Genomic DNA, 23,768 nt, shown 5'->3' with positions numbered 1-23,768 from the left:
CAATCGTGCCGGCCGGGGCGGCCGCCCCAATCGGCTACCGGGCGTATATAGGGGGGGGCCAGTGGGGCTGCAAGCGTCACAGAGTTGTGAAACCCCCATGAAACAGGGAAAAAGCGAAGCGTTGCAGGCATGTGCCGCCGTTCTGGCGAATTCACGCGCGCAACCCGTCCATCACGCGCACCAGTTCGGCGCTGATGCCGGGTTCTGACAGCGCGTGGCCCGCCAGGGGCACCAGACGCAGTTCGGCCTTGTCCCACCCTTGCGCCAGTTTCCAGGCGGAAACCGGCGGGCAGATCATGTCATAGCGGCCCTGCACGATGGCGGCGGGGATATGCGCGATGCGGGCGCGATTGGCCGTGATCCAGCCGTCATGCGCCAGAAAACCGGCGTTCTGGAAATAGTGATTCTCCAGCCGCGCAAAGGCACGGGCGTATTCTGACGGGCTTTCGCCCATCGGCCCCTCGTGGTTCACCGAGGCCAGCGCGTTTTCCCAGTTCGCCCAGATGCGACCATAGCGGCTTTCCTCCATCAGGTTTCCGGAAAACAGGCGGCGGTGATAGGCGCCGATCATGTCGCCACGCTCGGCCGGGGGGATGGGGTTCTGGAACCGCGCCCAAAGCTCGGGGAAAAACGCGCCCGCCCCGCCGCCGTAGAACCATTGCAGTTCCGCCTGCGTCATCAGGAACACGCCGCGCAGCACCAGTTGGGCCACGCGGGCCGGGTGGGTGATGGCATAGATCAGCGCAAGCGTGGCCCCCCAGCTGCCGCCAAAGCAAATCCACCGGTCGATGCCCAGCGTCTCGCGTATCACCTCGATATCGCCCACCAGATGCCAGGTGGTGTTGTGCTCCACCGAGGCATGCGGGCGTGACCGCCCGCAGCCACGCTGGTCAAACAGCACCACGCGGTAGACCGCCGGGTCGAAATAGCGCCGCATCGCCGGGCTGCACCCGCCCCCCGGGCCACCATGCAACACCAGCACCGGCACGCCATCGGGGTTGCCGCATTGCTCCACATACACCCTGTGGCCATCACCCATGTCGATGACCCGCTGATCGAACGGGTCGATCGGCGGATACAAAAATTCGACTGCGCGCTTTTGGCCTGATCTGTGGTCCATGATCGTCCTATATACCCTGCCAAGCCTGCACCTCTGTCCGGCAATGCGCAAGGAGTTCGCCATGGAAACTGCATCGACCATCGACCCCGCCGAAGTGGCGAAGTTCGAGGCCATGGCGGCCGAATGGTGGAACCCGCACGGCAAGTTCAAGCCGCTGCACCAGATGAACCCCTGCCGGCTGGACTACATCACCACGCAGATTGCTGCCGAGTTTGACCGCGATCTGGCCGCACCGCTGCCTTTTGCCGGGCTGCGCATTCTTGACATCGGCTGCGGTGGTGGCCTGCTGTCGGAACCCATGGCGCGACTGGGGGCGACGGTGGTGGGCGCTGATGCCGCCCCGCGCAACATCCCCGTCGCGCGCCTGCATGCCGAACAATCCGGGCTGGTGATCGACTATCGGCACACTACCGCCGAGGATCTGGCGGCGGCGGGCGAACAGTTCGACGCAGTGCTGAACATGGAGGTGGTGGAGCATGTGGCCGACCCGCTGGCCTATCTGACGGCCTGCCAGCGCCTGCTGCGGCCCGGCGGGCTGATGGTGTGCTCCACCCTGAACCGCAACGCCAAGAGCTTTGCCATGGCCATCGTGGGGGCCGAATGGGTGATGCGCTGGCTGCCCAAGGGCACGCATGACTGGCGGAAATTCATCACCCCGGACGAGCTTTATGCCCTGATCCGGCAGGCGGGCCTGGACCCGGTGGATCGCAAGGGCATGGTGTTCAATCCGGTGGCCTGGTCATGGAGCCTGTCAGACCGGGATCTGTCCTGCAATTACGTGACGGCCAGCGTGAAACGCGGGTAATTGTGGAAGCCTGCGGCGGGGATATTCTTGCCAGGATGAAAGCGCGCGGGGCGGTGTTACACCCCGACCCCACACCTCTGCGTGAGGTCGCAGATCCGTGTTTTGGCCGGACCCGCCTGATATGAGACGACAGGGCAACCGCAAAGCCATGAGGTCTGCCATGTCCCTGTCCCGCCGCACTGTCCTGTCATTCGCCCTTGCCTGCCTGCCCGGGCTGGCCGCCGCGCAATCGGTGTTCACCGCCGACGGGGCCGCGATCCGGGGTTATGACCCCGTGGCCTATTTCACCGAAGGCCGCCCGGTACAGGGCGACCCGGGCATGGCGTTGCAATGGGGTGGCGCGCGCTGGCAATTCGCCACCGAGGCCAACCGCGCGCTGTTCGAGGGCAACCCCGCCGCCTATGCCCCGCAATTCGGCGGCTACTGCGCCTGGGCGGTTTCGCGCGGCTATACCGCGCCCATCGACCCCGAGGCGTGGAAGGTGGTGGATGGCAAACTTTACCTCAACTATTCCAAAGGCGTGCAGCGCCAGTGGGAAGCCGACGTGCCCGGCAACATCGCCAAGGCCGAGGCAAACTGGCCCCGCCTTGGCGGCTGAGGCAGCCGGGATCAGTCCAGTTCGGCCGAACGCGCCCAGAGGTTCACATCTTCCTCACCCGCAATCCGGTCGATCTCTGCCAGTTCTTCGGCTGTGAAATCAAGGTTGGCCACGGCCCCCGCGCAGTCCACCACCTGTTCGGGTTTGCTGGCCCCGATCAGCGCCGTAGTGATGCCACCTCCGCGCAGCACCCAGGCAATCGCCATCTGTGCCAGCGTTTGCCCGCGCGCCTGCGCCATGGCGTCCAGTGCGCGCACCGACGCGATCGCGCTTTCGGTGATGGTCGCGGGGTTCAGCGATTTGCCCTGGCTTGCCCGGCTGCCCTGCGGGATGCCGCCCAGATATTTCTTGGTGAGTATCCCCTGTGCCAGCGGGGTGAATGCGATGGAGCCTACGCCCAGTTCCGCCAGCGTGTCCTTCAGCCCGTCATGTTCCACCCAGCGGTTCAGGATGTTGTAGCTGGGCTGGTGGATGATGCAGGGCGTGCCCAGGTCTTTCAAAATCGCCACAGCCTCGCGCGTGCGCTGGCTGTTGTAGCTGGAGATGCCCACATACAGCGCCCGGCCCGACCGCACGATGGTATCCAGCGCGCCCATGGTTTCTTCCAGCGGCGTCTCGGGGTCGAAACGGTGCGAATAGAAGATATCGACGTAGTCCAACCCCATGCGTTTCAGCGACTGGTCGCAGGATGCGATCAGGTTCTTGCGGCTGCCCCATTCGCCGTAAGGGCCGCCCCACATCTGATAACCGGCCTTGGATGAAATGATCAGCTCATCCCGGTAGCCCTTGAAATCATTGCGCATGATCTCGCCAAACGCCTCTTCGGCCGACCCGGGCGGCGGACCATAATTGTTGGCCAGATCGAAATGGGTGATGCCAAGATCAAAGGCCGTGCGGCAGATCGCCTGTTTTGTGGCATGCGGCGTGTCATGGCCGAAATTGTGCCAAAGGCCCAACGACACTGCGGGCAGCTTCAGGCCGGATTTGCCGCAGCGGCGGTAAACCATCGTGTCATAGCGGGTGTCGGCGGGATGATACATGGCGCGTTCCTTTGTGTTGCCACAGTGATAGCGCCAACAGCCGCAGGAGCAAAGACCCTGACCGCGCGCGTGACTGCGCGGCGCGGAACCGGGCGGGGCGCATCTGCGTTATCCCGGCACATAGCAAGGAGCTACGTCACATGGACAAAGACCGTATTGCAGGTGCCGCCAAGAACATCGGTGGCAAGATCAAGGAAGCCGCTGGCAAAGTCACCGGCGATGCCAAGTTGCAGGCCGACGGCCGCGCCGATCAGGTGGAAGGCAAGGTGCAGAACGCCGTAGGCGGCGTGAAGGATACGCTGCGCGGCAAGTAAGCGCGGCATGCCGAAATGACTGGGGGCGGGCACTTGGCCCGCCCCTTTGCCTTGCAGAACCGTCCCGGTTCAGACGTAGCGGTTCCACAGGTTTTCCAGCCGCTCCTGCCGCCCCGACACAGGCTCGGGGTTCACGTTGCGCGCCATGACATCGGCGGCGATGGTTTCAAGCGAGCCCTCCAGCATGGCCTGCGCAGCGGAGGTCTGCCATCCGGCATAGCGGGTGGCGCGGGCGGCCTCCATATGGCCATCCTCCAGCATCTTCGCGGCCGCTTTCAGGGCGCGGGCGCAGGTATCCATGCCGCCCACATGGGCCAGGATCAGATCCTCGGCATCAAGGCTCTGGCGGCGCACCTTGGCGTCAAAGTTCGTGCCGCCGGTGGTATAGCCGCCCGCGCGCAGGATTTCATAGAATGCCAGCGCCTTTTCGGCATGGTTGTTGGGGAACTGGTCGGTGTCCCAGCCCGACTGGTAATCGTTGCGGTTCATGTCGATGGAACCGAAGATGCCCAGCGCCGAGGCCAGCGCGATTTCATGTTCGAACGAATGACCGGCCAGAATGGCATGGCCCTGTTCGATATTGGTCTTCACCTCGCCCTCAAGCCCGAAATCCTTGAGGAAGCCGTAAACCGTGGCCACATCATAATCATACTGGTGCTTTGAGGGCTCCTGCGGTTTCGGCTCGATCAGGATCGTGCCGGTGAAGCCGATCTTGTATTTGTATTCCACCACCTGTTGCAGGAACCGGCCGGCATGGGCGCGTTCGGCCTTGAGGTCGGTGTTCAGCAGGGTTTCATAGCCCTCGCGCCCGCCCCACAGCACATAGTTCTGCCCGCCCAGTTTCTTCGTGGCATCCATGTTGGCCTTCACCGTTGCGGCGGCATAGGCGTAAACCTCGGGGTCGGGGTTGGTGGCAGCACCCGACATCCAGCGGCGATGGCTGAACATGTTGGCCGTGCCCCACAGAAGCTGCGTCTTGTGGGTGGCCTGCTTTTCGCCAAGGTAATCAACGATTTCCTCAAGGTTGCGGGTCGATTCCGCAAAGCTGGCACCCTCGGGGCGCGCATCGGCATCGTGGAAACAGTAAAAGGGCGCGCCCAGAATATCGAACATCTCGAAGGCCACATCGGCCTTCAGCCGGGCCAGATCCATGCTGTCGCCGAACCACGGGCGGTCAAAGGTCTGGCCGCCAAACGGGTCGCCGCCCGGCCAGGCAAAGCTGTGCCAATAGGCCACGGCAAAGCGCAGATGATCTTCCATCCGCTTGCCCAGAATCACCTCGTCGGGGTTGTAGTGGCGAAAGGCGTATTCATTGGTGCTGGCTTCGCCCTCGTATGTGACAACGGGGATACCCTTGAAAAAGTCGGTCATGTCAGATCCTTGATGGCAGATTGGGCCGCGCGGTAGCGGGCATGGCCCGCGTCAAAGGCGGCGGTCAGCGACGGGTCGGGTTCGAAGGTGCGGGCAATCGGCGGCAGGGTGGCAATCTCGGCCCCGGCACCTGTGGCAGCCATCATGGCCAACCGGGCGGCACCGAAAGCCCCGCCAAAATCGCCCGCCGCAGGCAGGGAAACGGGCAGGTTCAGCGCCGTCGCAATCGCCTGCAACCAATAGTCGGAACGCGATCCGCCACCCACGGCGATCAGTTGCTCCAACCGGGTGCCTGTGGCGGCCAGCGCATCGCGGCTGTCACGGAAGGCAAAGGTTACACCTTCCAGCACGGCGCGGGTGCCTGCCGCGCGGTCGGTAGCATGTTCCAGCCCCAGAAACGCGCCCCGGATGGCGGCATCGTTCAATGGTGTGCGCTCGCCCCCCAGATAGGGCAGGAACAATGTCTTGCCCGGGGCCTGCAACGGCCCCATGCCACGCGTCAGCCCGGCGGCATCCTGCCCCACCAGCCCGGCATACCAGTTCAGCGCATCCGTGGCGGCCAGTATCACACCCATCTGGTGCCAGGCACCCGGCAGCGCATGACAGAAGGTGTGCACCGCCGTTTCCGGTGCGGGCTGATAGCCGTCATTGGCGGCAAACAGCACCCCCGAGGTGCCAAGCGAAACAAAGGCCTCGCCCGCACGGACCACGCCCACACCCACGGCGGACGCGGCATTGTCGCCACCGCCACCGGCCACCACCACATCGGCGGGCAAGCCCCAGCGCGCGGCCAATGCGCCGCGCAATGCGCCCGACACGTCCGAGCCTTCGACCAGCCGGGGCATGTGCCCGCGGCTCAGCCCCGTCGCCGTCAGCAGTTCATCCGACCAGTCGCGCTTGCCGGTATCCAGCCAGCTTGTGCCCGCCGCATCCGACATTTCCGCCACATGCTCGCCCGTCAGCCACAGCCGCAGATAGTCTTTCGGCAGCAGCACCTTGGCCAGCCTTTCCCACAGGCGCGGCTCGTGCGCCTGCACCCACAGCAGTTTCGGTGCGGTAAAGCCGGGGAAAACGATGTTGCCCGTCACCCGACGAAACTGCGGATCGTCGTCAAGTTCGGCAGCTTCTTCGTGGCTGCGGGTGTCGTTCCACAGGATGCAGGGGCGCAGCACCTCATCCGCCGCATCCAGCAGCGTGGCACCGTGCATGTGCCCCGACAGACCGATGCCGCGCACGGCGGAAAGCCCGTGGGTCGCCAACTGGTCCATCACCGTTTCCGCCGCCGCAATCCAGTTGGCCGGCGATTGTTCCGACCAGCCTTCCTGCGGGCGGCTGACGGTCAGGGGCGCGACAGCCTCGGCCAGAACGCGCTGATCTTCGTCGATCAGCACGCCCTTCAGCCCAGAGGTTCCCAGATCAAGCCCGATATACATCACGCGGCCTTGCTTGCAGGGGGGCTTGCCCAGAATGATCATGCCCAGAATGTCGTCATCGGTCACTTCATCTACCTTCACTGTGCCGACCAGCTGGCCGTTCTTCATCACCGAGGCGCGGTCGCACAGGTCCATCACCGCATGAATGTCATGCTCGATCAGGAAGATGCCCAGACCCTGCCGCTTCAGCTCTTGAATAAGCTCGGCCACCATCTGCGTTTCCTGCGGGCCAAGGGCGGCGGTGGGTTCATCCATGATGAGGATCTTGGCGTTGAAATACACCGCGCGGGCAATGGCCACCGATTGCCGCTGGCCGCCCGACAGAGCCGAAACCGGCACGTTGAACTTGCGGAAGTTCGGGTTCAGCCGCGCCATGATCTTGCGGGTTTCCGCCTCCATCTGCGCATCGTCCACGAAACCGGCCTTCGTCACCAGTTCACGGCCCAGAAACAGGTTCGAGGCGGCGTTCAGATTGTCGGCCAGTGCCAGTGTCTGATAGATGGTTTCCACATTATGCGCCCGGGCATCGCGGGGGTTGGTAATCTCCACCTTCTGCCCGTTGATCCAGACTTCGCCGCTGTCGGCCTGATAGGCCCCGGACAGGCATTTGATCAGCGTCGACTTGCCCGCGCCGTTGTGGCCAAGCAAGCCCACAACCTCGCCCGGGTAAAGATCGACACTTACCCGGTCGACGGCCTTGATGCCGCCGAACGAGATGGAAATGTCGCGCAGTTCGACCAGCGGTGTTCCTTTGTTGGTCATGTCTTGCCCCCTCATTTCGATTTGCGGCGGTAAAGGATGTCAAGGAACACGGCCAGCACCAGCACCGACCCCACGACGACCTGCTGCAACCCTGCGTCGACACCGATGAAGGGCATGCCGGTTTGCAGGCTCTGCATCACCAGCGCGCCGAAGATCGCGCCGTAAACCGTGCCCACACCCCCGGCCAGCGACGTGCCGCCGATCACGGCAGCGGCGATGACATAAAGCTCGTCCAGCGTGCCCAGCGCGCCGGTGGCCGAGGTCAGACGGGCCGAGGCCACGACAGACGACAGCCCGGTCAACAGACCCAGCAGGGCAAAAATCTTGACGGTCATCCAGCGGGTGTTGATGCCCGCCAGTGCCGCAGCCTCGGGGTTGCCGCCGATGGCAAAGACATAGCGGCCAAAGCGGGTGCGCGTCATCAGTATGGTCATCAGGATGCCCACGCCGATCAGGATCAGCACCGGAATGGCAAAACCATGGCTGATGAACAGCCCCTCGGGCGGCACGGTGATGTTGTTGGCAGCGGCATAGGCCGTGACGATGCCCCTGGGCCAGGGATAGGCGTTCACCACCATCACGGCACCCAGCACCAGACCGCAGCCCAGCACGCCAAGGAACACTTCGGCCCACATCGGGCGCTGGGTGAAGCCGTGTTTTTCGCGCTGCGCGCGGCCCGAGATCAGCATCCACAAGATACCTGCGCAGGCCAGCAGGCCGACAATCCAGCTGCCGGTGGCGCCGATGGCCCCGTAAGGCCCGCCGCCCATCAACGCGAATGTGGCATCGACCGGCGCGATGGTTTCACCGCGCGCCACCAGAAAGGCCGCACCGCGCCAGACCAGCAACCCGCCCAGCGTGACGATGAACGACGGGATTCCGACATAGGCGATCATCCAGCCATGGAACGCGCCGATCAGACAGCCCACGATCAGCCCGGCAATCGCCGTGATGACCCAGATCAGCGGGTGGCCCAGCCCCAGGATGTCCGGCAGGATATAGACCTGGATCACACCCATGATGATGGCGCAGAACCCCAGGATCGAGCCGACCGACAGGTCGATGTTGCGCGTCACGATCACCAGCACCATGCCCGTGGCCATGATGCCGATCGACGAGGTTTGCACCGACAGGTTCCACATGTTGCGCGGCGTCAGGAAGCCCGCGTTGCCGTTCACGAAGATGCTGTAAAGATGGAAGCCCATCCAGATCAGCAGCAAGGCCCCGGCCATGCCCAGAAGGCGGGTGTCGATCTCGGTCGCGCGCAGGAAGCGGGCAATGGGCCCCGCGCCTGCGTCCGGGTTGGCGGATTGGGTGTGTGTCTGGCTCATGTCCTCATCCAGCGATATGGGGGCAGTGATGCGCGGGGATAGGGCAAAGGCGGGCAGCGGCGCTGCGCAATGCCCTGCCCGCCGAATGGCCGCAAAAGGAAAATCGGGGTTGTCAGTGGCATCCCTGCCCCCGGTCAGGGGGCAGGGGCACTGTTACCGTGTCACTGGCAGGCGGCGACGCCTGCGGCAGCACCTTCGCAAGCCTGCTCTTTCGAGATGTGGCCCGCTTCGATCACGACATTCAGGTTTTCCTGGGTGATCGGGGTCGGGGTCAGCAGGATTGCGTTCATTTCAACGCCGTTGGCGCCGTCCGAGAACTTGGTCGCGCCGGGAACGGCATCAAGAGCAGCACCACCGGCCAGAGCCACGGCAATCTCGCCCGCAGCCTTGCCCAGCGCGCGGCTGTCTTTCCAGACCGAAACGGTCTGCGTGCCGCGTGCCACGCGGTTCAGCGCGGCCAGATCGCCGTCCTGACCGCCGATCGGCACGTTCAGGCCCTGCGCCGACAGCGCCGCAATCGCGCCGCCTGCCATGCCGTCGTTCTGTGCCAGAACGGCGTCAATGGCGTTGTCGTTGGCGGTCAGGATCTGCTCCATGTTCTTCTGGGCATTTTCCGGCTTCCAGCCATCGGTCGAGGCTTCGCCGACGATCTTGATTTTGCCGTCGGTGACGGACTGGCCGATCACTTCCATCATGCCTTCCAGCAGGAAGCCCGCGTTCGGATCGCCCGGGTCACCTTTGATGACGGCATAGTTGCCTTCCGGCACGGCTGCCATCACCGACTCGGCGATCAGCTTGCCCACGCCCTTGTTGTCAAAGGTCAGGTAGAAGGCGCGCTGGTCTTCGATCAGACGGTCATAGCCGACCACCGGGATGCCTTCGTTGGCGGCCTGTTCGATCGCCGGGCCGATGGCGTCCTTGTCCTGCGCCAGGATGATCAGGGCGTTGGCACCCTGTGCAATCAGCGCCTCGATGTCGGTCAGCTGCTTGGCAGCCGAAGCCTGCGCGTCAGCCGAGATATAGGTGGCGCCGGCAGCTTCCAGCGCGGCCTTGATCGCGGCTTCGTCAGTCTTCCAGCGCTCTTCCTGAAAATTCGACCAGCTAACGCCAACGGTCATCGCATGGCTTTCGGCCAGAGCAGCCGAAGAGAAGCCGACCGTCGCAATGACGGCGGCCAGAATCGGGTTACGCATGTAGTCCTCCCTGTCAGTGCGGCCAGAAATATGGCCGGTCCGACGGATTCGTCGGCACAGGCGGAAATTGCCGCGAATAAATTCAGTTGTCAAAATAAAAATGTTGCGCGAAAGTCTCTTTGCCAAGAATTGGCTCGTGATTTCGCTGCTGTGCAGCAAATAAGTGGCGTGCGGCAAAGAAAACTGATCAGTTTTAGTTAGGGGACCGAATAAATGAGGCCGCGCGCAACCGGGCAACCGGCAAGCCACACGGCGCAGGGCTGCGGGCCGCTGATTCCGCCCCTGTCCGATACGCTGCGCCCGCTGCGCCAGCAGGTGTTTGAACGCGTGCGCGCGGCGGGGCAGATTGCCCGGGTGCAGGTGGCCAAGGATCTGGGGGTCAGCCCCGCTTCTGTCACCACCATCATGTCGGAACTGATCGAGGCCGGGCTGATCGAGGAAACGGCGGCCTTGCGCGAGGGTGACGGCGCGCGCGGGCGGCCCGCCGTGGCGCTGGGGGTGCGGCGCGATGCGCATCGCGTGGCGGGGATGAAGCTCAGCGACCGCGAACATACCGCGGTGATCGTTGATTTCGCAGGCAATCTGCTGGCCGATGATGTGATCCCCCGCCGCCCCGGTGCGATGACACTGGCCGAGATGCTGGACACGATCGAAACGCTGCTGGACCGGATCTGCGCCAAGGCCGGCTTGTCGCGCGCCGATCTTTCCGCCGTGGGCATCGGCGTGCCGGGGTTTGTCGATTGCGAGGCGGGCATGGTGGCCTGGTCATCCACCCTGACCGAACGCAGCATTCCCCTGGCCGCCGAAGTGCAGGCCCGGCTGCGCCTGCCGGTCAGCATCGACAACGATGCAAATCTGGTGGCGCTGGCGGAACTGTGGTTCGGCGCGGGGCGCAGGCTGTCGGATTTCGCGGTGGTGACGATTGAACATGGTGTGGGCATGGGGCTGGTGCTGAACCACCGCATCTATCGCGGCGCGCGGGGTCTTGGGCTGGAACTGGGCCATACCAAGGTGCAGCTTGATGGCGCGCTGTGCCGCTGCGGCCAGCGCGGCTGTCTCGAGGCCTATGTCGCCGACTATGCGCTGGCGCGCGAGGCGACCACGGCGCTGAACTGGGCGCACAAGGACGGGCAGAGCATCACCGTGCTGCTGGAAAGCCTTTATGACCATGCCAAGGCCGGCAATGGCGCTGCCCGATCGATCTTTCGCCGCGCGGGGCGGTATCTGGCGGTGGGATTGTCGAATGTGATCAATCTGTTCGACCCGGCGCTGATCATCCTGTCGGGGGAGCGCATGCGCTATGATTACCTTTATGCCGCCGAAACCCTGGCCGAGATGGAAAACCTGACCATTGCCACCGGCCGCCCCCGCCCGCCCATCGAAATTCACGCCTGGGGTGATTTGCTGTGGGCCCATGGCGCGGCAGCGCTGGCGCTGTCATCGGTCAGCGAGGGGCTGCTGGCCCCCGCCCGCGACATCGCGGCGCAATAGGATGTGATGCGGAAAGGTGGCACTTCCAGCCTCGGTGTTCACGCGAAGGCCATGCAGTAGCGGGTTTCAGCCACAGGGGGAAAAGTGATCCGCCGCTTTGCCGCAGCCGCATTGCCCCTTTCCGGTCAACCTGCAATAGTCCGTGTGGTTCTGCTTTGGGGGTATCTGTGGCCGGTTTTCGCGCAGGGTCGTTCTATGCTGTGGCGGCTGCGGCCGGGCTTGGTGTCTTCATGGCTGCGCCCGCGGGTTACGCCTTGGAGAAAATCGAATTTCAGGTGGTGGGCGGGAACGAGGATCTGGCCGATGACCTGCGCGCGTCATCCCTGCTGATCGCCGCCGAAACCGAAGGCACTACCGAGGCGCAGGATCTGTTCACCGCCGCAAGGGCCGAATACGCAAGGCTGGTCGGCGCACTTTATGCGCAAGGCTATTACTCTCCGGTGGTGCGCGTGCTGATCGACGGGCGCGAAGCCGCGACCATCGCCCCGCTGAATGCCCCCGCCAGCATCTCGCGCATCGCCGTGCAGGTTGACCCCGGCCCGCCTTTTGCCTTCAGCCGCGCGAACATCACGCCGCTGGCCCCTGAAACCGAACTGCCCGATGGTTTTGCGGTGGGCGAGCGCGCCCGCAGCGGCATCATCCGCGAATCGGTGACGGTGGCAGTCGATGGCTGGCGTGGCATCGGCCATGCCAAGACCGCCACCTCGGGGCAAAACATCGTGGCCGATCATGCACAGAACACTCTGGCCGCCGATGTCACCCTGAACCCCGGGCCACGCCTGCGTTTCGGCCCGCTGACCATCACCGGCGAGGAACGGATGCGGGAGCGCCGCATCCGCAAGATCGCGGGCCTGCCCGAAGGCGAGGTCTACAGCCCCGAAGAGCTTGACCGTGCCGCCGGCCGCCTGCGCCGCACCGGTGTGTTCAGCTCGGTCGCCATGACCGAGGATGAAAATGTCACCAGCCCCGACCTCTTGGGCATCACGGCCACGGTCGTTGAACAGAAGACCCGCCGCTACAGTTTCGGTGCCGAACTGGCCAGTTTCGAGGGCGCCACGCTGACGGGATCTTGGCTGCACCGCAACCTTCTGGGCGGGGCGGAACGGCTGACCATCAACGGCATGGTGGCCAATATCGGCGCACAAGCCAGCGGAATGGACTACAGCCTTGGCGTAACCCTTGACCGGCCCGCCACGCTGACCCCCGACACGACACTGAGCTTTCACGTCGACTTCGAACATATGGATGAAGAGGATTACGTGTCGGACGGGGCCGCGACCGGCATCACGTTCTCGCATATCTTCTCTGACCGGCTGACGGCGCGGGTGGGCGTGGAATACAGCTTTTCCAAGGTGGATGACGACTCGGGCGATTATACCTACCGCAACCTGTCGGTGCCGCTGGGCCTGACCTGGGACAGCCGCGATGTGAAGCTGGACGCGACCGAAGGCTATTTTCTGGATGCCACCGCCATGCCCTTTCTGGGGTTTGGCACCACCGATTCCGGCGCGCGGCTGACGGTGGACGGGCGGGCTTACCGCAGTTTCGGTGCCGATAACCGGGTAACGCTGGCCGGGCGGGTGCAGGCCGGGGCGGTGTTCGGGTCGGATCTGTTGAACACGCCGCGCGACTACCTGTTCTATTCCGGCGGCGGCGGCACGGTGCGCGGGCAACCCTATCAATCCTTGGGCGTGAATATCCTGCGGTCCTCGCTGCCCGATTTCAAGATCGGCGGGCTGGCCTTCATGGCGGTGTCGGCCGAGGTGCGCACCCGGATCACCGAAAGGATCGGCGTGGTGGGCTTTGTCGATGCGGGCAGCGTCGGCGCACAGGATTTCTTTGACGATCTGGGCGACTGGCACGCGGGTGCGGGGCTTGGCCTGCGCTATGACACCGGCTTTGGCCCGATCCGGCTGGATGTGGCCGCGCCGGTGGGCGGCGATACCGGCGAAGGCGTGCAGATTTATGTGGGTATAGGGCAGTCCTTCTGATGTGGCGCAATGGTCTGAAAATCGGGCTTCTGGTGGCAACGCTGGCCCTGCCCCCTGTGGCGCTGGCGCAGGAAACCGCGGCCGAGGCGGATGACCGGGGCTATTTGACCGCCCTGCTGGAAGACAACCTTTCGGGTGCCGGGCGCAAGGTGACGATCACCGGGTTTCAGGGCGCATTGTCGTCGCGGGCCAGTCTGGCCGAGATGACGATCGCCGATGACGAAGGCATCTGGCTGACCCTGCGCGATGTGTCGCTGGACTGGAACCGTGCGGCTTTGTTCGCGGGCCGCGTTTCGGTGAATGAACTGACGGCTGCCGAGATCATCGTGGCCCGGCCACCGGTGGCGGGCGACGATCTGCCCTCGCCCGAGGCGACGGAATTTGCCTTGCCGGAACTGCCGGTCTCGGTCGAGATCGGACGGCTGGCGGCAGAGCGGCTGGAACTGGGCGCGGCCGTGCTGGGCACACCCCTTGAGGCGCGGCTGGAGGCGGTGGTGCTTCTGTCGGGTGGCGAGGGCGGCGTGACGCTGACCGCCGAACGCACCGATGATGGCCCCGCAGGCCGCGCCGTGCTGAACGCCAGCTATGCCAATGAAACCCGGGTGCTGGTGTTCGATCTGGATGCGTCCGAGGCGGCGGGCGGGCTGGCCAGCACCATGATCGGCCTGCCGGGTGCCCCTGCGGTGGATGTGATGATCGCAGGCACCGGGCCGATCGACAATTATGCCGCGCAGATTTCGCTGGCCACCGACGGGGTTGACCGGCTGGCGGGCAATGTCACGCTGATGTCGAACCCCGCCACCGGCCAGCGGTTTTCGGCACAGTTGCAGGGCGATGTGGTGCCGCTGTTCCTGCCCGCCTATGCCGAGTTCTTCGGCCCCGATGTGCGGCTGGAAACCGAGGGCGCGCGCGATGCCACAGGGCGGCTTGACCTGAGCAAACTGTCGCTGGTGACGCGCGCGCTGACGCTGGATGGCGCGGTAGTGATCGGCGCGGGCGGGCTGCCCGAAATGGTGGCGCTGTCGGGGCGCATCGGATCGGCAGACGGCTCGCCCGTGCTGCTGCCCTTTGGCGCGGAACAGCCCACGCGCATTGCCGGGGCCGATCTGACGCTGGCCTATGACGTGACGCAGGGCGAGGGCTGGACCGGCCGCGCGCAGGTTACAGGGCTGGACCGCGCCGATTTTGCTGCGGCTACGGTCGAACTTTCCGGCTCGGGCCGCATCCGGCAAGATCCGGTGCGCGGGCTGATCGGTGCGACGCTGGCCTTTGCCGCCGAGGGGCTGCGGCCCACCGATCCGGGGCTGGCGCAGGCCTCGGGCGAGGCGGTGACGGGCACGGCGACGCTGTTCTGGCAGCAGGGCGGCGACGGGCTGAAACTGCCGAAACTGACGCTGGCCGGTGATGGCTATACCGTTGATCTGGCAGGCGGGTTTGAGGGGCTGTCCACTGGCCTTACCGTGCAGGGGCAGGGCACCGCACGCATCGACGATCTGTCGCGCGCGGCGCTGCTGGCCGGGCAACCGCTGGCGGGCAGCGCAATGCTGACCGTTGTGGGCGATGCCAGCCTGCTGGCGGGCAGTTTCGACGTCACCGGCACCGTGACCGGCACCGATCTGGCCATCGGCCAGCCCGAGGTTGACGGGTTGCTGCGCGGCCCGTCGCAAATCGCGTTCTCGGCGCTGCGCGACACGGCTGGCACGCAGTTGCGGCAGTTGGACGTCACCGCCACCAGCCTGACCGCCGCCGTGCAGGGCACGATTGCCACGGCGGGCAGCGACCTGACCGCCGATCTGGATTTCAGCGACCTGTCGGTGCTGGGCGCGGCCTACAACGGCCAGTTGACCGGGCAGGCCCGGCTGACCGGCACGTTGGAGGCGGGGCAGGTCAGCCTGGAGGCTGATGGCAGCAATATCGCCGTGGGTGTGCCCGAAGTGGATGCGCTGCTGCGCGGGGAATCCGTCATCCGTCTGGCGGCGGGCCTGCGCGATGGCGGGGCAGACCTGCGCGAGTTGCGCATCAATGCCGCCAGTCTGGCGCTGACAGCCACGGGGCGGGTCGCCCTGACGAGCAGCGATGTGCAGGCCAATCTCAGCTTTGCCGATCTTTCGGTGCTGGGCGGGCCTTACCGGGGTGCGCTGACCGCCGACGCCACCTTTACCGGCACGCCAGAGGCCGGGCAGATCGGCCTTGAGGCCGTGGGCGACGGCATCGGCATGGGCGTGCCCGAGGTGGATGCCCTGCTGCGCGGCACCTCGCAAATCACCCTTGCCGCCGGGCTGGACAATGGCGCGCTGGATATCACCACCCTGCGCATCAACGCCGCCAATCTGGTGGCCAGCGCGCAGGGGCGGCTGGCAACGGCGGGCAGCGACATCTCTGCACAGCTTATTTTCCCTGATCTTTCGGTGTTGGGCGGGCAATACCGGGGCAGTCTGGTGGCCGATGCCGCCTTTACCGGCACGCCCGAGGTCGGGCGGCTGACCGCCACCGCCATGGGCCGCGGTCTGGCCATCGGGCAGGCCGAGGCGGACCGCCTGCTGGCCGGGCGCAGCGATCTGGTGCTGGCGCTGAACCTGGACAACGGGCTGATCAAGGTCGATGAGGCGCGGCTGACCAACCCGCAACTGACCGCCAGCGCCACGGGCACGGCCCAAGGCACCCGGCGCGAGGTGGCGCTGGAGGCGCGGCTGTCCAATCTGGCGCTGGTGCTGCCCGAATTTCCGGGGCCGCTGACGTTGACGGGCACGGCGGTGGATGACGGTGCGGGCTATGCGCTGGACCTGCGCGCGCAGGGGCCGGGGCAGATTGCCCTGACCACCACCGGGCGGCTGGCGGCCAACATGGCCTCGGCCAACCTTGACATCGCGGGCACAGCGCAGGCGGCGCTGGCCAATGCCTTCATTGCGCCGCGCACAGTCTCTGGCCCGCTGCGCTTTGACCTTGCACTGAACGGGCCGCTGCAATTGTCGTCACTGTCGGGCCGCGTGACGCTTAGCGACGCGCGCATCGCCGACCCCGATTTCGGGCTGGCGCTGGTGGGCACATCTGTGACCGCCGATTTGTCGGCGGGACGCGCGCAGTTGAATGCGCAGGCCACCGCCAGCGAAGGCGGCCTGCTGTCGGTATCTGGCGGTGCGGGCCTGACGGCACCCTATGACGCCGATCTGGCGATCACCCTCACCAACCTGATCCTGAAAGACCCTGAACTGTTCCAGACCCGGCTGCGTGGCACCGTCACGCTGAACGGAGGGCTGACCGATGGGGGGCAGGTGGGGGGCCAGATCACCCTGCTGGAGACCGAGTTGCGTATTCCCTCGACCGGGCTGGGCGCCGCCGGCCCGCTGGAGGACTTGCAGCATGTGAACGAACCCGCCGATGTGCGCGCCACGCGCATCCGCGCAGGGTTGATCGAAACCGGGGGCGGCACGGAAGCTGCAAGCAACCGCCCGCTGGGCATAGACCTGACTATTTCCGCCCCAAATCAAGTGTTTATCAGGGGTCGGGGGCTGGATGCCGAACTTGGCGGTTCGTTGCGCCTGACGGGCACCACCAATGCGATCGTGCCCAGCGGGGCCTTCAACCTTATCCGCGGGCGGCTGGACATTCTGGGCAAGCGGCTGGAACTGAGCCAGGCATTGTTGCAGCTTGAAGGGGATTTTGTGCCATTCCTGCGCATTGCCGCTTCGACCGAAAGTGACGGCATCGTCAGCTCGGTGGTGATCGAGGGCGAGGCGACCGAACCGGTTGTCAGCTTCAGCTCCAGCCCCGAACTGCCCGAGGAAGAGGTGCTGGCGCGCTTGCTTTTCGGGCGTGAACTGACCTCGCTGTCAGCCCTGCAGGCGGCGCAACTGGCAAGCGCGGTGGCCAGCCTGGCCGGGCGCGGCGGCGATGGCATCGTGGGTCGTCTGCGCCAGGGGTTCGGGCTGGATGACCTTGATCTGGCCACCGACGCGGAAGGCGAAACCTCGCTGCGTGCCGGAAAATACCTGTCGCGCAATGTCTATACCGAGGTGGAGGTGAACCAGCAGGGCCAAAGCCAGATCAACCTGAACCTCGACATCACCGACAGCATCACCCTGCGCGGCAGCACCGGCAGCGCGGGCGAAACCGGCATCGGGATATTCATAGAGAAGGATTATTGACCGGCCCGGTCAGTGCCTGCGCGCGGTTGGCCGCGCGCTCCGCATCAACCGCCGCCCCCAGCAGCACGGCATAGGCGCTGAGGTAAAGCCACATCATCAACGCCACCACCGCGCCGATGGAGCCGTAAACCTGGTTGTAGCTGCCGAAATTGGCCAGATAGATCACCAGCCCGCGCGAGACCACCGCCCACAGCACCACGGCCAGAAACAGCCCGCGCGTGAACATGGGGCGGTGCACCGATCGCGGCCGGTTCGGCGCCAGCCGATAGACGATGGCAATGCCGAACACCACGATCAACAACCCGAGTGCCACGTTTGCAAGTTCCAGCGCCTGCGCGGCGGCTGGCCCCAGCGGCAGAAAACCGATGGCCAGCGGTGCCACGATTGCCAGCACCATGGCCACCAGAATCATCCCCACAAGGCATAGCGTCATCGCCAGCGCGCGCAGCACATGCCAGGGGCCGATGCGGTTGGGCAGGTAATGTGTGGCGTTGATGCCGCGGATCAGCGCCGCCACCCCGGCCCGCGCCGACCACAGCGCCAGCATGGTGGAAAACAAGGTGGCCCAACCCAGTTTGCGGCTGTTGGCGGCCAGCAGCGCCTCGACCTGGCCTGACAGAAGCTGATAGGATTCCTGGGGCAGATAGTCCTGCAACAGCACCAGCTGGCTGCGGATCACGCCGGGGTCAGAAGCAAACCCCCAGATGGCGATCACCGCCGCAACCGCCGGAAAAATCGCAAGAAAACCGAAAAACGCGATTCCCGCCGCGCACATGTCCAGATTGGCACGGTCCATCCGGTCGAACAGCGACATCAATGGCGCGAACAGGGCCGCGATCTTTGTCATCAGTTTCTCCGGATTTGGCTCAAAACAAAATCGGGCCAGCCTGCGCCAGCCCGATTGATTTTAAAAGCAAGCCTGAGCCCGCGTCTTGACTTACTCGTAGGTCGGGGTGGTGGTGGTGCTGTCGCCGCCACCTGCCAGAGCCGCGACAACCGCCAGAGCGCCCAGAGCCAGCGGTGCAGCGCCAGCCAGACCGCCCGAGCCAACCGGCAGAATGACAGCAGGCTCATCTTCGTCTTCGATGATGACCGGGCCACCGGCCATTGCGAAACCAGCCGACGCAGCCAGAGCCGCTGCAGCAACGAAAGCAGTAATCTTGTTCATGTTAAACTCCAGATGGTCGTGAACCTGTTTCTGCGATAGCATATCGGCACAATCAACGAAAGTCCGAATAGCCTCTGTCAATCGACTAGGCGCTTTGTCACCAGAAAGCCTGCTTCTTTTGCAACATATTGCCGAGATTGGCGAAGATATGTGCCGCCCTCGATCCAATAGCTGTTACGGAAGCTGCCCGCTGCGCCGCTGCAATCCTCGTCAATTCTCCGCGTCGGATAGCCAAGCCCGACGATGGTGAGGGTCTCGCTGCCTGCCGAAGACAGGGTGCAGCGGAAATCCTGCCGTTCGGTCTGGTCCAGACCGTTCAGATAGAAGTGAACCCGGCTGTGGGTTCCTGAACCTGCCGCAATCTGCCCCAGCGTCGGCACGCTGGCCGACATCAGGTCACCGCTGAGGCCCCGCGTGGCCACAACAATGCCTTGGCGGTAGGAGATGGTGCGGTTGTCTGCCGAAGACCAAGTGTCGGCACCGTTGTTGCTGCCCAGCGGGCCCATCACCGCCGACACGCCGGAAGGCTCCAGCGTGACAAGTTGCAGGGGTGTGGTGAAACCGGCAAGCGCAGCCCGCGTCAGGCCCAGATCGGCCGGTGCTGCCGCTGCGCCATCTGGCCGGACCGACCGTGTGAGATCACTCAGAAACGCCGACACAGACTGGGCATTGTCGGTCGATCCGCAGCCAGCCAGGGCAAGGCCCAGCAGCGTTGCGGCAAGGGTGCGGAAACGGGCCTGAGATGTCATTTCCAGAACGTTCCCCACTGCTGGTTGATGCCCGTCTCATGATAGTCGCGCACCGTTTCGTAAAGCCGCCCGTCCACGTTCAGCCTTGCACCGCCGTCGCGGGTGATCGGGCGCACCACGATGGTGCCGCTGTCGCGCGTCGGCCGGCCCAGAAGATGATTCAGCGGAACCTCGATGCGTATGCCCTTGTCGAACGACCCTTCGCCGAATTCCTCGGCCGACACGTTGGTCTTGGTGGCAAAAGCCCCCACACGCCAGCCGTTCTCGAACTCGCGGTGCAAAGACAGGGTCGCACCAACATCGCCCGCCAGATAGCGGCCAACGTCGATCTGGCCGTGGAAATCCTTGGAAATCTCGTAATAGGCCGACACGTGGCCGGTCACGATGTCATAATCCTGAAAGCCGAACCGCTGATCAAAATCGCGCTGCTTGGCATAGTTCACCTCGGCCCCCAGCGCCAGACGGCTGCCGGTCGGCTTCCACAGCAGTTCACCCGATACACCGCCGAACATCCGTTCCAGATAGCCCACGGTCACGCGGCCATACAGATTTTCCGCAGGGCGCATCTGCCAGGCGAGCGTCAGCTTTTCCAGCGCGGTTTCGCCCTCTTCGTCATAGATGTTGCCGTCGGTGCGCACGCGCGGCAGCACCGAGTTCGAATCGCGCCGCGAATCGTCGAGGTTGCCCGCGATTTTCTGTGTGACAGAGCCCGCCAGAACAAAACCGGGCGCGATCGCGTATTTCGCCGAAAGCCGCAGGCCCACGTCTGCGCGGAACGGCTTGTCGGGGTCGAACAGGCTGGTGCGCACATAGGGCGAAAGACCCCAGGTGAAGGCGGGGTAAAGATCGGGGTCATAGGTCAGCCCGGCAATGGCGGGGCCCGCCTCGCCGATCACCGCCCTGCTGCGCAGCGATTCCGCGCCGTCTGGTGCCAGATCCAGCGCCTCGATGTCGGACCGGCGCAGCGTGACTTTTGACAGCGGCACGCCATCAACCACCGGCACGATCTCGAACACCTCGACCGAGGCGGGCATGGTGCGTGACATGGCCCGCGCCACCCGCCCGATGGCCTGCGCCTCGGCGTTGTAGCGGGTGTTGCGGATGCGGACCTGTGCCGTCTGCGAGGTGTAACCCAGCGCCTCGATAAGGATGCCGTCATCTTCAAGCTGCTTGGCGATATTGCCGCGCAGCACCGGATTGGCGCCCTGTTGGCTGACCCATTCCTGTGACCATGCATCGGGATCGGCAGCGCGCGACGGGCGCGAGCGCACCAGTGGCGGGGCCACATCCTGCTGGTTCGCCACGGTCGGTTGTTTCGGGTTCAGCGTGAAATGCGCGGTCAGACCAACCTCGCTGCCGTAAAGATAGTGGGCCCCCAGCCGCACATTGGGCCGCGCCTGATATTCCACGCCAAAGTTGAACGGGCTCGACCGCTCAAACGTCCCGCGCTCGTCGGCTTCCTCGACATAGGCATCTGACGAGTATTCTGCCTTCAGGCCCCATTTGTCATTGATTTGCCACTCGACGCCACCAAAGGCCGCTGCCGGGCCGCGAAACCACTGGTCAAAGTTGAAGTTGCCGCCGCGGCCGATGTCGACTTCGGGGCGCGGACCAAATGGCGAACCGATTTCGCCATAGCTGCCAAGCCGCCCCCAGCCTAGACCCGCCGTCACCTTCAGATTCGGCAGGATGTTCTTGGTTGCGGCAACATACTCGCCCGCAAAAACGCCCGTGCCCGCAAAATCCTGCAGGCCGATGGTCACGGCAGGCAGATATCTGCTTTCGGTCAGCACCTGATAGCGCAGGTCGAAACTGCGGTCGTAATAGGTTTCAAACGAATCGGTTCCCGTCTGGTCGGGAATAGGGATATTCGCGTTCCAGTCCCGCACGGCACTGTAGCGGAAGCTGCCCGACAGGCGCGGCGTGATCTGGAAGCTCAACGTGTTGCGGCTGATCGGGCCGAAATGTGCGGTGGTAATGGACAACTGGCCGTCCGGCTGCGCCTCGCCCGAGGGCATGTCGATCAGGCCGGTAGCACCGTTGTAGTTCAGCGTGGGGCGGGTTTCCGGCATGGCCGGGCCTGCCGCAACAATGGCCAGAACAGAGGCCGCAGCAAGATAGACGCGGCGGGGCGCGAGCGTGGGGTCTGGCATGTTTACCTCTTTCGACTTGCGCAGTTTAGGGGGCACCAGCGATACCGACAATCGTTTTCGTCCCGGACCGGCACCGCGCCGCTGCCTAGTGCCGCATAGCCACGGCTTCAGGCTGCTGATAGCCTTCAACCCACGAAAACACCACCGCGCGCGCCGCATCTGCATCACCCACGGCCACCGCTGACCGAAGCGCGCGCAACGCCGAGGCCATTTCCAGTTCCGACAGCGAGTTTTCCTTTGCGCGCAGGATCTTGGCATGAGGTGTTGTCAGCAGTCCCTCGCCGATCAACAGCTCTTCGTGCAGCTTTTCTCCGGGGCGCAGACCTGTCACCAGAATCTCGATATCGCCGTCGGGGTTCTGGGCATCCCGCACGGCATAGCCTGCGGCCTCGATCATCTGCTGGGCCAGATCGCGGATCTTTACCGGCTTGCCCATGTCCAGCACAAAGACCTCGCCGCCACAGGACGCTTCGGCATCCGCAAATGAGCCAGCCAGCAGCACAAGGCGCGCGGCCTCGGAAATCGTCATGAAATAGCGCGTCACATCTTCATGCGTCAGGGTCAGCGGGCCGCCCCGCGCAATCTGATCCTTGAACAGCGGGATGACCGAACCGGATGATCCCAGAACGTTGCCGAACCGCACCATGGTAAACACCGTGCCGCGCGACCGTTTCGCCAGATCCTGAATAACCAGTTCCGCCAGCCGCTTTGACGCCCCCATGATGTTGGTGGGCCGCACAGCCTTGTCAGTGGAAATCAGAATGAAGCGGGCCACACCAGCCTCGTGCGCGGCATCGGCCAAGGTGCGCGTGCCCAGCACATTGTTGGCAAGACCCGCAATCGGATTGGCCTCAACCAGCGGCACGTGTTTATAGGCGGCAGCATGGAATACGGCCTCGATCTGGTGATCGGCCATCACCATGCGCGCCATGCGCGAGTCGGTCACAGAACCCAGAACCGGCACGATTTCCACCTGCGTGCCCTCGGCCAGGTCGCGCAATTCGCGTTCAATCGTGTAAAGCGCGATTTCGCTGACCTCGAACAGAACGATGCGGCGCGGGCGAATCAGCAGCAACTGTCGGCACAGTTCCGACCCGACCGACCCACCGGCACCCGACACCAGCACCGATTTGCCTGCATAGGCTTCGGCCCCCTTGGGCAGCACCTCTTCAAACGGGCGGCGGCCAAGGAACTGCCCGGGCATGAAGGGGGTCAGGTTGTCCAGCAGCTTTTCCTCGCCCACAAGCTGCGCAAAGGACGGCAGCGTGTGCACATCCAGCCCCACTTGCTGCAGGCGCCGCGCAATCTGCGCCAGTTTCGGCGGCGAGACGGACGGCATGGCCAACAGCACGCGGTCAATCTCGCGCTCGCGCACGATGCGTTCGATCTGGCTGGGCGGCAAGACACGCAGGCCCGCGATGGTCATCGAATGCAGCGCCACATTGTCATCGACAAAAGCCACCGGCACGATCGTGTCATGCGACCGCAGCGCGGCGGCAAGCTGCGTTCCAGTGTTGCCCGCGCCATAGATCAGCACGCGGTAGCGCCGCTGGCCCAGCCGCAGCACCCACAAAAGGATGTGCAGCATCGCCATCCGCGTGGCGACCGACAGAAGGAAGAACATCATCCCGAACAGGATGATCCCGGCGCCGGGGAAATAGACGCCCGTCACATCCGTCATCAGGGCAAAGCCGATCATCACGATCAGCGCAAACACCCCGGTTTTCAGGATTGCCAGCGATTCATAAGCGTTAAGCTTGATTCGCGGCATGCCCAAGGCGATGGACACCGCCGATGCCAAGGCTGCGGCAGCCGGAAACATATACCAGATGCGCGAGGCACCCGGCAGCGGCATCAACGCGTTGTAGACCAGCGCGCAGGTGGCAAACAGGGCGACAGGTGCGATGATGGCATCGACCAGAAGCAGCAAGATACGCTTTTGTGGCCGGGACATACGATCCACAAAGGCGAAAAGCCTGGCTCTCAGCGCAAGCATATCTGCTCCTTGTTCGGGCTGGCGATTCGGCAAAGTTTGATGGTCTGGATCATTTTTCTGACACCATGCCCCAGCTAAAACTTCCTTTAATCAATCGCCAAGACCATA

Annotated in this window: 17 protein-coding genes and 1 pseudogene; 6 read left to right on the top strand and 12 right to left on the bottom strand. The window is 64.5% G+C overall.

Annotated features, from left to right (window positions below):
• Positions 1-151: 151 nt before the first annotated feature.
• Positions 152-1,120, bottom strand: a complete 969-nt coding sequence (pip, locus tag GEU84_RS13490) for a prolyl aminopeptidase (RefSeq protein WP_152826889.1) — start codon at positions 1,118-1,120, stop codon at positions 152-154.
• A gap of 61 nt (positions 1,121-1,181) precedes the next feature.
• Between pip and ubiG the strand changes: the two genes are divergently transcribed.
• Both ubiG and GEU84_RS13480 read left to right on the top strand, forming a co-directional pair.
• Positions 1,182-1,925, top strand: a complete 744-nt coding sequence (gene ubiG, locus GEU84_RS13485; RefSeq protein ID WP_152826887.1) for a bifunctional 2-polyprenyl-6-hydroxyphenol methylase/3-demethylubiquinol 3-O-methyltransferase UbiG — start codon at positions 1,182-1,184, stop codon at positions 1,923-1,925.
• Positions 1,926-2,085: 160 nt separating this feature from the next.
• Positions 2,086-2,523 carry a YHS domain-containing (seleno)protein gene (locus GEU84_RS13480; protein ID WP_152826885.1) on the top strand — a complete coding sequence of 146 codons (438 nt, stop codon included), beginning with the start codon at positions 2,086-2,088 and terminating at the stop codon, positions 2,521-2,523.
• 11 nt (positions 2,524-2,534) lie between these two features.
• Here GEU84_RS13480 and mgrA read toward each other — a convergent pair whose 3' ends face one another.
• Positions 2,535-3,563 carry an L-glyceraldehyde 3-phosphate reductase gene (gene mgrA / locus GEU84_RS13475; protein WP_152826883.1) on the bottom strand — a complete coding sequence of 343 codons (1,029 nt, stop codon included), beginning with the start codon at positions 3,561-3,563 and terminating at the stop codon, positions 2,535-2,537.
• 140 nt (positions 3,564-3,703) lie between these two features.
• Between mgrA and GEU84_RS13470 the strand changes: the two genes are divergently transcribed.
• A complete protein-coding gene (locus tag GEU84_RS13470; RefSeq protein ID WP_152826881.1) occupies positions 3,704-3,877 on the top strand; it encodes a CsbD family protein in 174 nt (57 codons plus the stop codon).
• A 69-nt stretch (positions 3,878-3,946) separates the two neighbouring features.
• Here GEU84_RS13470 and xylA read toward each other — a convergent pair whose 3' ends face one another.
• From xylA to xylF, 5 genes and pseudogenes are all read right to left on the bottom strand, one after another.
• The gene (xylA, locus tag GEU84_RS13465) at positions 3,947-5,248 is read right to left on the bottom strand and encodes a xylose isomerase (protein ID WP_152826879.1); all 1,302 of its coding nucleotides are present in this window, start codon (positions 5,246-5,248) and stop codon (positions 3,947-3,949) included.
• Positions 5,245-6,681 (bottom strand): xylulokinase, encoded by a 1,437-nt coding sequence (xylB, locus tag GEU84_RS13460; protein WP_174539866.1) that lies wholly within the window; start codon positions 6,679-6,681, stop codon positions 5,245-5,247. Before xylB ends, xylA begins: the two co-directional genes overlap by 4 nt.
• A 9-nt stretch (positions 6,682-6,690) precedes the next feature.
• Positions 6,691-7,443 (bottom strand): annotated as a pseudogene (locus GEU84_RS13455) (ATP-binding cassette domain-containing protein); the annotation flags it as partial.
• Positions 7,444-7,454: 11 nt separating this feature from the next.
• On the bottom strand, positions 7,455-8,774 hold the full coding sequence (locus tag GEU84_RS13450) for a sugar ABC transporter permease (protein ID WP_152826875.1): 1,320 nt from the start codon (positions 8,772-8,774) through the stop codon (positions 7,455-7,457).
• Positions 8,775-8,935: 161 nt separating this feature from the next.
• Positions 8,936-9,967, bottom strand: coding sequence for a D-xylose ABC transporter substrate-binding protein (xylF, locus tag GEU84_RS13445; protein ID WP_152826990.1), 1,032 nt, complete (start codon positions 9,965-9,967; stop codon positions 8,936-8,938).
• A 213-nt stretch (positions 9,968-10,180) separates the two neighbouring features.
• Here xylF and GEU84_RS13440 point away from each other — a divergent pair, with 213 nt between their 5' ends.
• The 3 genes from GEU84_RS13440 to GEU84_RS13430 all read left to right on the top strand — a co-directional run bounded on the left by GEU84_RS13440 (position 10,181) and on the right by GEU84_RS13430 (position 17,594).
• On the top strand, positions 10,181-11,458 hold the full coding sequence (locus GEU84_RS13440; RefSeq protein ID WP_152826873.1) for an ROK family transcriptional regulator: 1,278 nt from the start codon (positions 10,181-10,183) through the stop codon (positions 11,456-11,458).
• A gap of 230 nt (positions 11,459-11,688) precedes the next feature.
• Complete coding sequence (locus GEU84_RS13435; protein ID WP_152826989.1) at positions 11,689-13,449, top strand: autotransporter assembly complex protein TamA; 1,761 nt, start codon at positions 11,689-11,691, stop codon at positions 13,447-13,449.
• Positions 13,449-17,594: a translocation/assembly module TamB domain-containing protein gene (locus tag GEU84_RS13430; RefSeq protein ID WP_152826871.1), complete on the top strand. Its 4,146-nt coding sequence runs from the start codon at positions 13,449-13,451 to the stop codon at positions 17,592-17,594. The genes GEU84_RS13435 and GEU84_RS13430 overlap by 1 nt, the downstream gene beginning before the upstream one ends.
• Here the strand turns inward: GEU84_RS13430 and GEU84_RS13425 are convergent.
• From GEU84_RS13425 to GEU84_RS13405, 5 genes are all read right to left on the bottom strand, one after another.
• Positions 17,575-18,441, bottom strand: coding sequence for a YihY/virulence factor BrkB family protein (locus tag GEU84_RS13425; protein ID WP_152826868.1), 867 nt, complete (start codon positions 18,439-18,441; stop codon positions 17,575-17,577). The two genes, GEU84_RS13430 and GEU84_RS13425, sit on opposite strands and share 20 nt — an antisense overlap.
• A 90-nt stretch (positions 18,442-18,531) precedes the next feature.
• The gene (locus tag GEU84_RS13420; protein WP_152826866.1) at positions 18,532-18,762 is read right to left on the bottom strand and encodes a hypothetical protein; all 231 of its coding nucleotides are present in this window, start codon (positions 18,760-18,762) and stop codon (positions 18,532-18,534) included.
• A gap of 77 nt (positions 18,763-18,839) precedes the next feature.
• A complete protein-coding gene (locus GEU84_RS13415; RefSeq protein WP_152826864.1) occupies positions 18,840-19,511 on the bottom strand; it encodes a YjbF family lipoprotein in 672 nt (223 codons plus the stop codon).
• A complete protein-coding gene (locus GEU84_RS13410; protein ID WP_152826862.1) occupies positions 19,508-21,664 on the bottom strand; it encodes a YjbH domain-containing protein in 2,157 nt (718 codons plus the stop codon). Before GEU84_RS13410 ends, GEU84_RS13415 begins: the two co-directional genes overlap by 4 nt.
• An 85-nt stretch (positions 21,665-21,749) precedes the next feature.
• Positions 21,750-23,651: a polysaccharide biosynthesis protein gene (locus GEU84_RS13405; RefSeq protein ID WP_152826987.1), complete on the bottom strand. Its 1,902-nt coding sequence runs from the start codon at positions 23,649-23,651 to the stop codon at positions 21,750-21,752.
• Positions 23,652-23,768: the final 117 nt, after the last annotated feature.

It is taken from the genome of Fertoeibacter niger, assembly GCF_009380135.2.
In the GTDB taxonomy this organism is placed as follows: Bacteria; Pseudomonadota; Alphaproteobacteria; order Rhodobacterales; family Rhodobacteraceae; genus Fertoeibacter; species Fertoeibacter niger.
Note: the sequence above shows the minus strand (reverse complement) of the source record. Positions and strands in the feature narration are given on the sequence as shown.

Bases quoted from the DNA above. Each gene is read 5' to 3' on its own strand.
- pip (WP_152826889.1), bottom strand. From the start codon at position 1,120: ATGGACCACAGATCAGGCCAAAAGCGCGCAGTCGAATTTTTGTATCCG.
- ubiG (WP_152826887.1), top strand. From the start codon at position 1,182: ATGGAAACTGCATCGACCATCGACCCCGCCGAAGTGGCGAAGTTCGAG.
- GEU84_RS13480 (WP_152826885.1), top strand. From the start codon at position 2,086: ATGTCCCTGTCCCGCCGCACTGTCCTGTCATTCGCCCTTGCCTGCCTG.
- mgrA (WP_152826883.1), bottom strand. From the start codon at position 3,563: ATGTATCATCCCGCCGACACCCGCTATGACACGATGGTTTACCGCCGC.
- GEU84_RS13470 (WP_152826881.1), top strand. From the start codon at position 3,704: ATGGACAAAGACCGTATTGCAGGTGCCGCCAAGAACATCGGTGGCAAG.
- xylA (WP_152826879.1), bottom strand. From the start codon at position 5,248: ATGACCGACTTTTTCAAGGGTATCCCCGTTGTCACATACGAGGGCGAA.
- xylB (WP_174539866.1), bottom strand. From the start codon at position 6,681: ATGTATATCGGGCTTGATCTGGGAACCTCTGGGCTGAAGGGCGTGCTG.
- GEU84_RS13450 (WP_152826875.1), bottom strand. From the start codon at position 8,774: ATGAGCCAGACACACACCCAATCCGCCAACCCGGACGCAGGCGCGGGG.
- xylF (WP_152826990.1), bottom strand. From the start codon at position 9,967: ATGCGTAACCCGATTCTGGCCGCCGTCATTGCGACGGTCGGCTTCTCT.
- GEU84_RS13440 (WP_152826873.1), top strand. From the start codon at position 10,181: ATGAGGCCGCGCGCAACCGGGCAACCGGCAAGCCACACGGCGCAGGGC.
- GEU84_RS13435 (WP_152826989.1), top strand. From the start codon at position 11,689: ATGGCTGCGCCCGCGGGTTACGCCTTGGAGAAAATCGAATTTCAGGTG.
- GEU84_RS13430 (WP_152826871.1), top strand. From the start codon at position 13,449: ATGTGGCGCAATGGTCTGAAAATCGGGCTTCTGGTGGCAACGCTGGCC.
- GEU84_RS13425 (WP_152826868.1), bottom strand. From the start codon at position 18,441: ATGACAAAGATCGCGGCCCTGTTCGCGCCATTGATGTCGCTGTTCGAC.
- GEU84_RS13420 (WP_152826866.1), bottom strand. From the start codon at position 18,762: ATGAACAAGATTACTGCTTTCGTTGCTGCAGCGGCTCTGGCTGCGTCG.
- GEU84_RS13415 (WP_152826864.1), bottom strand. From the start codon at position 19,511: ATGACATCTCAGGCCCGTTTCCGCACCCTTGCCGCAACGCTGCTGGGC.
- GEU84_RS13410 (WP_152826862.1), bottom strand. From the start codon at position 21,664: ATGCCAGACCCCACGCTCGCGCCCCGCCGCGTCTATCTTGCTGCGGCC.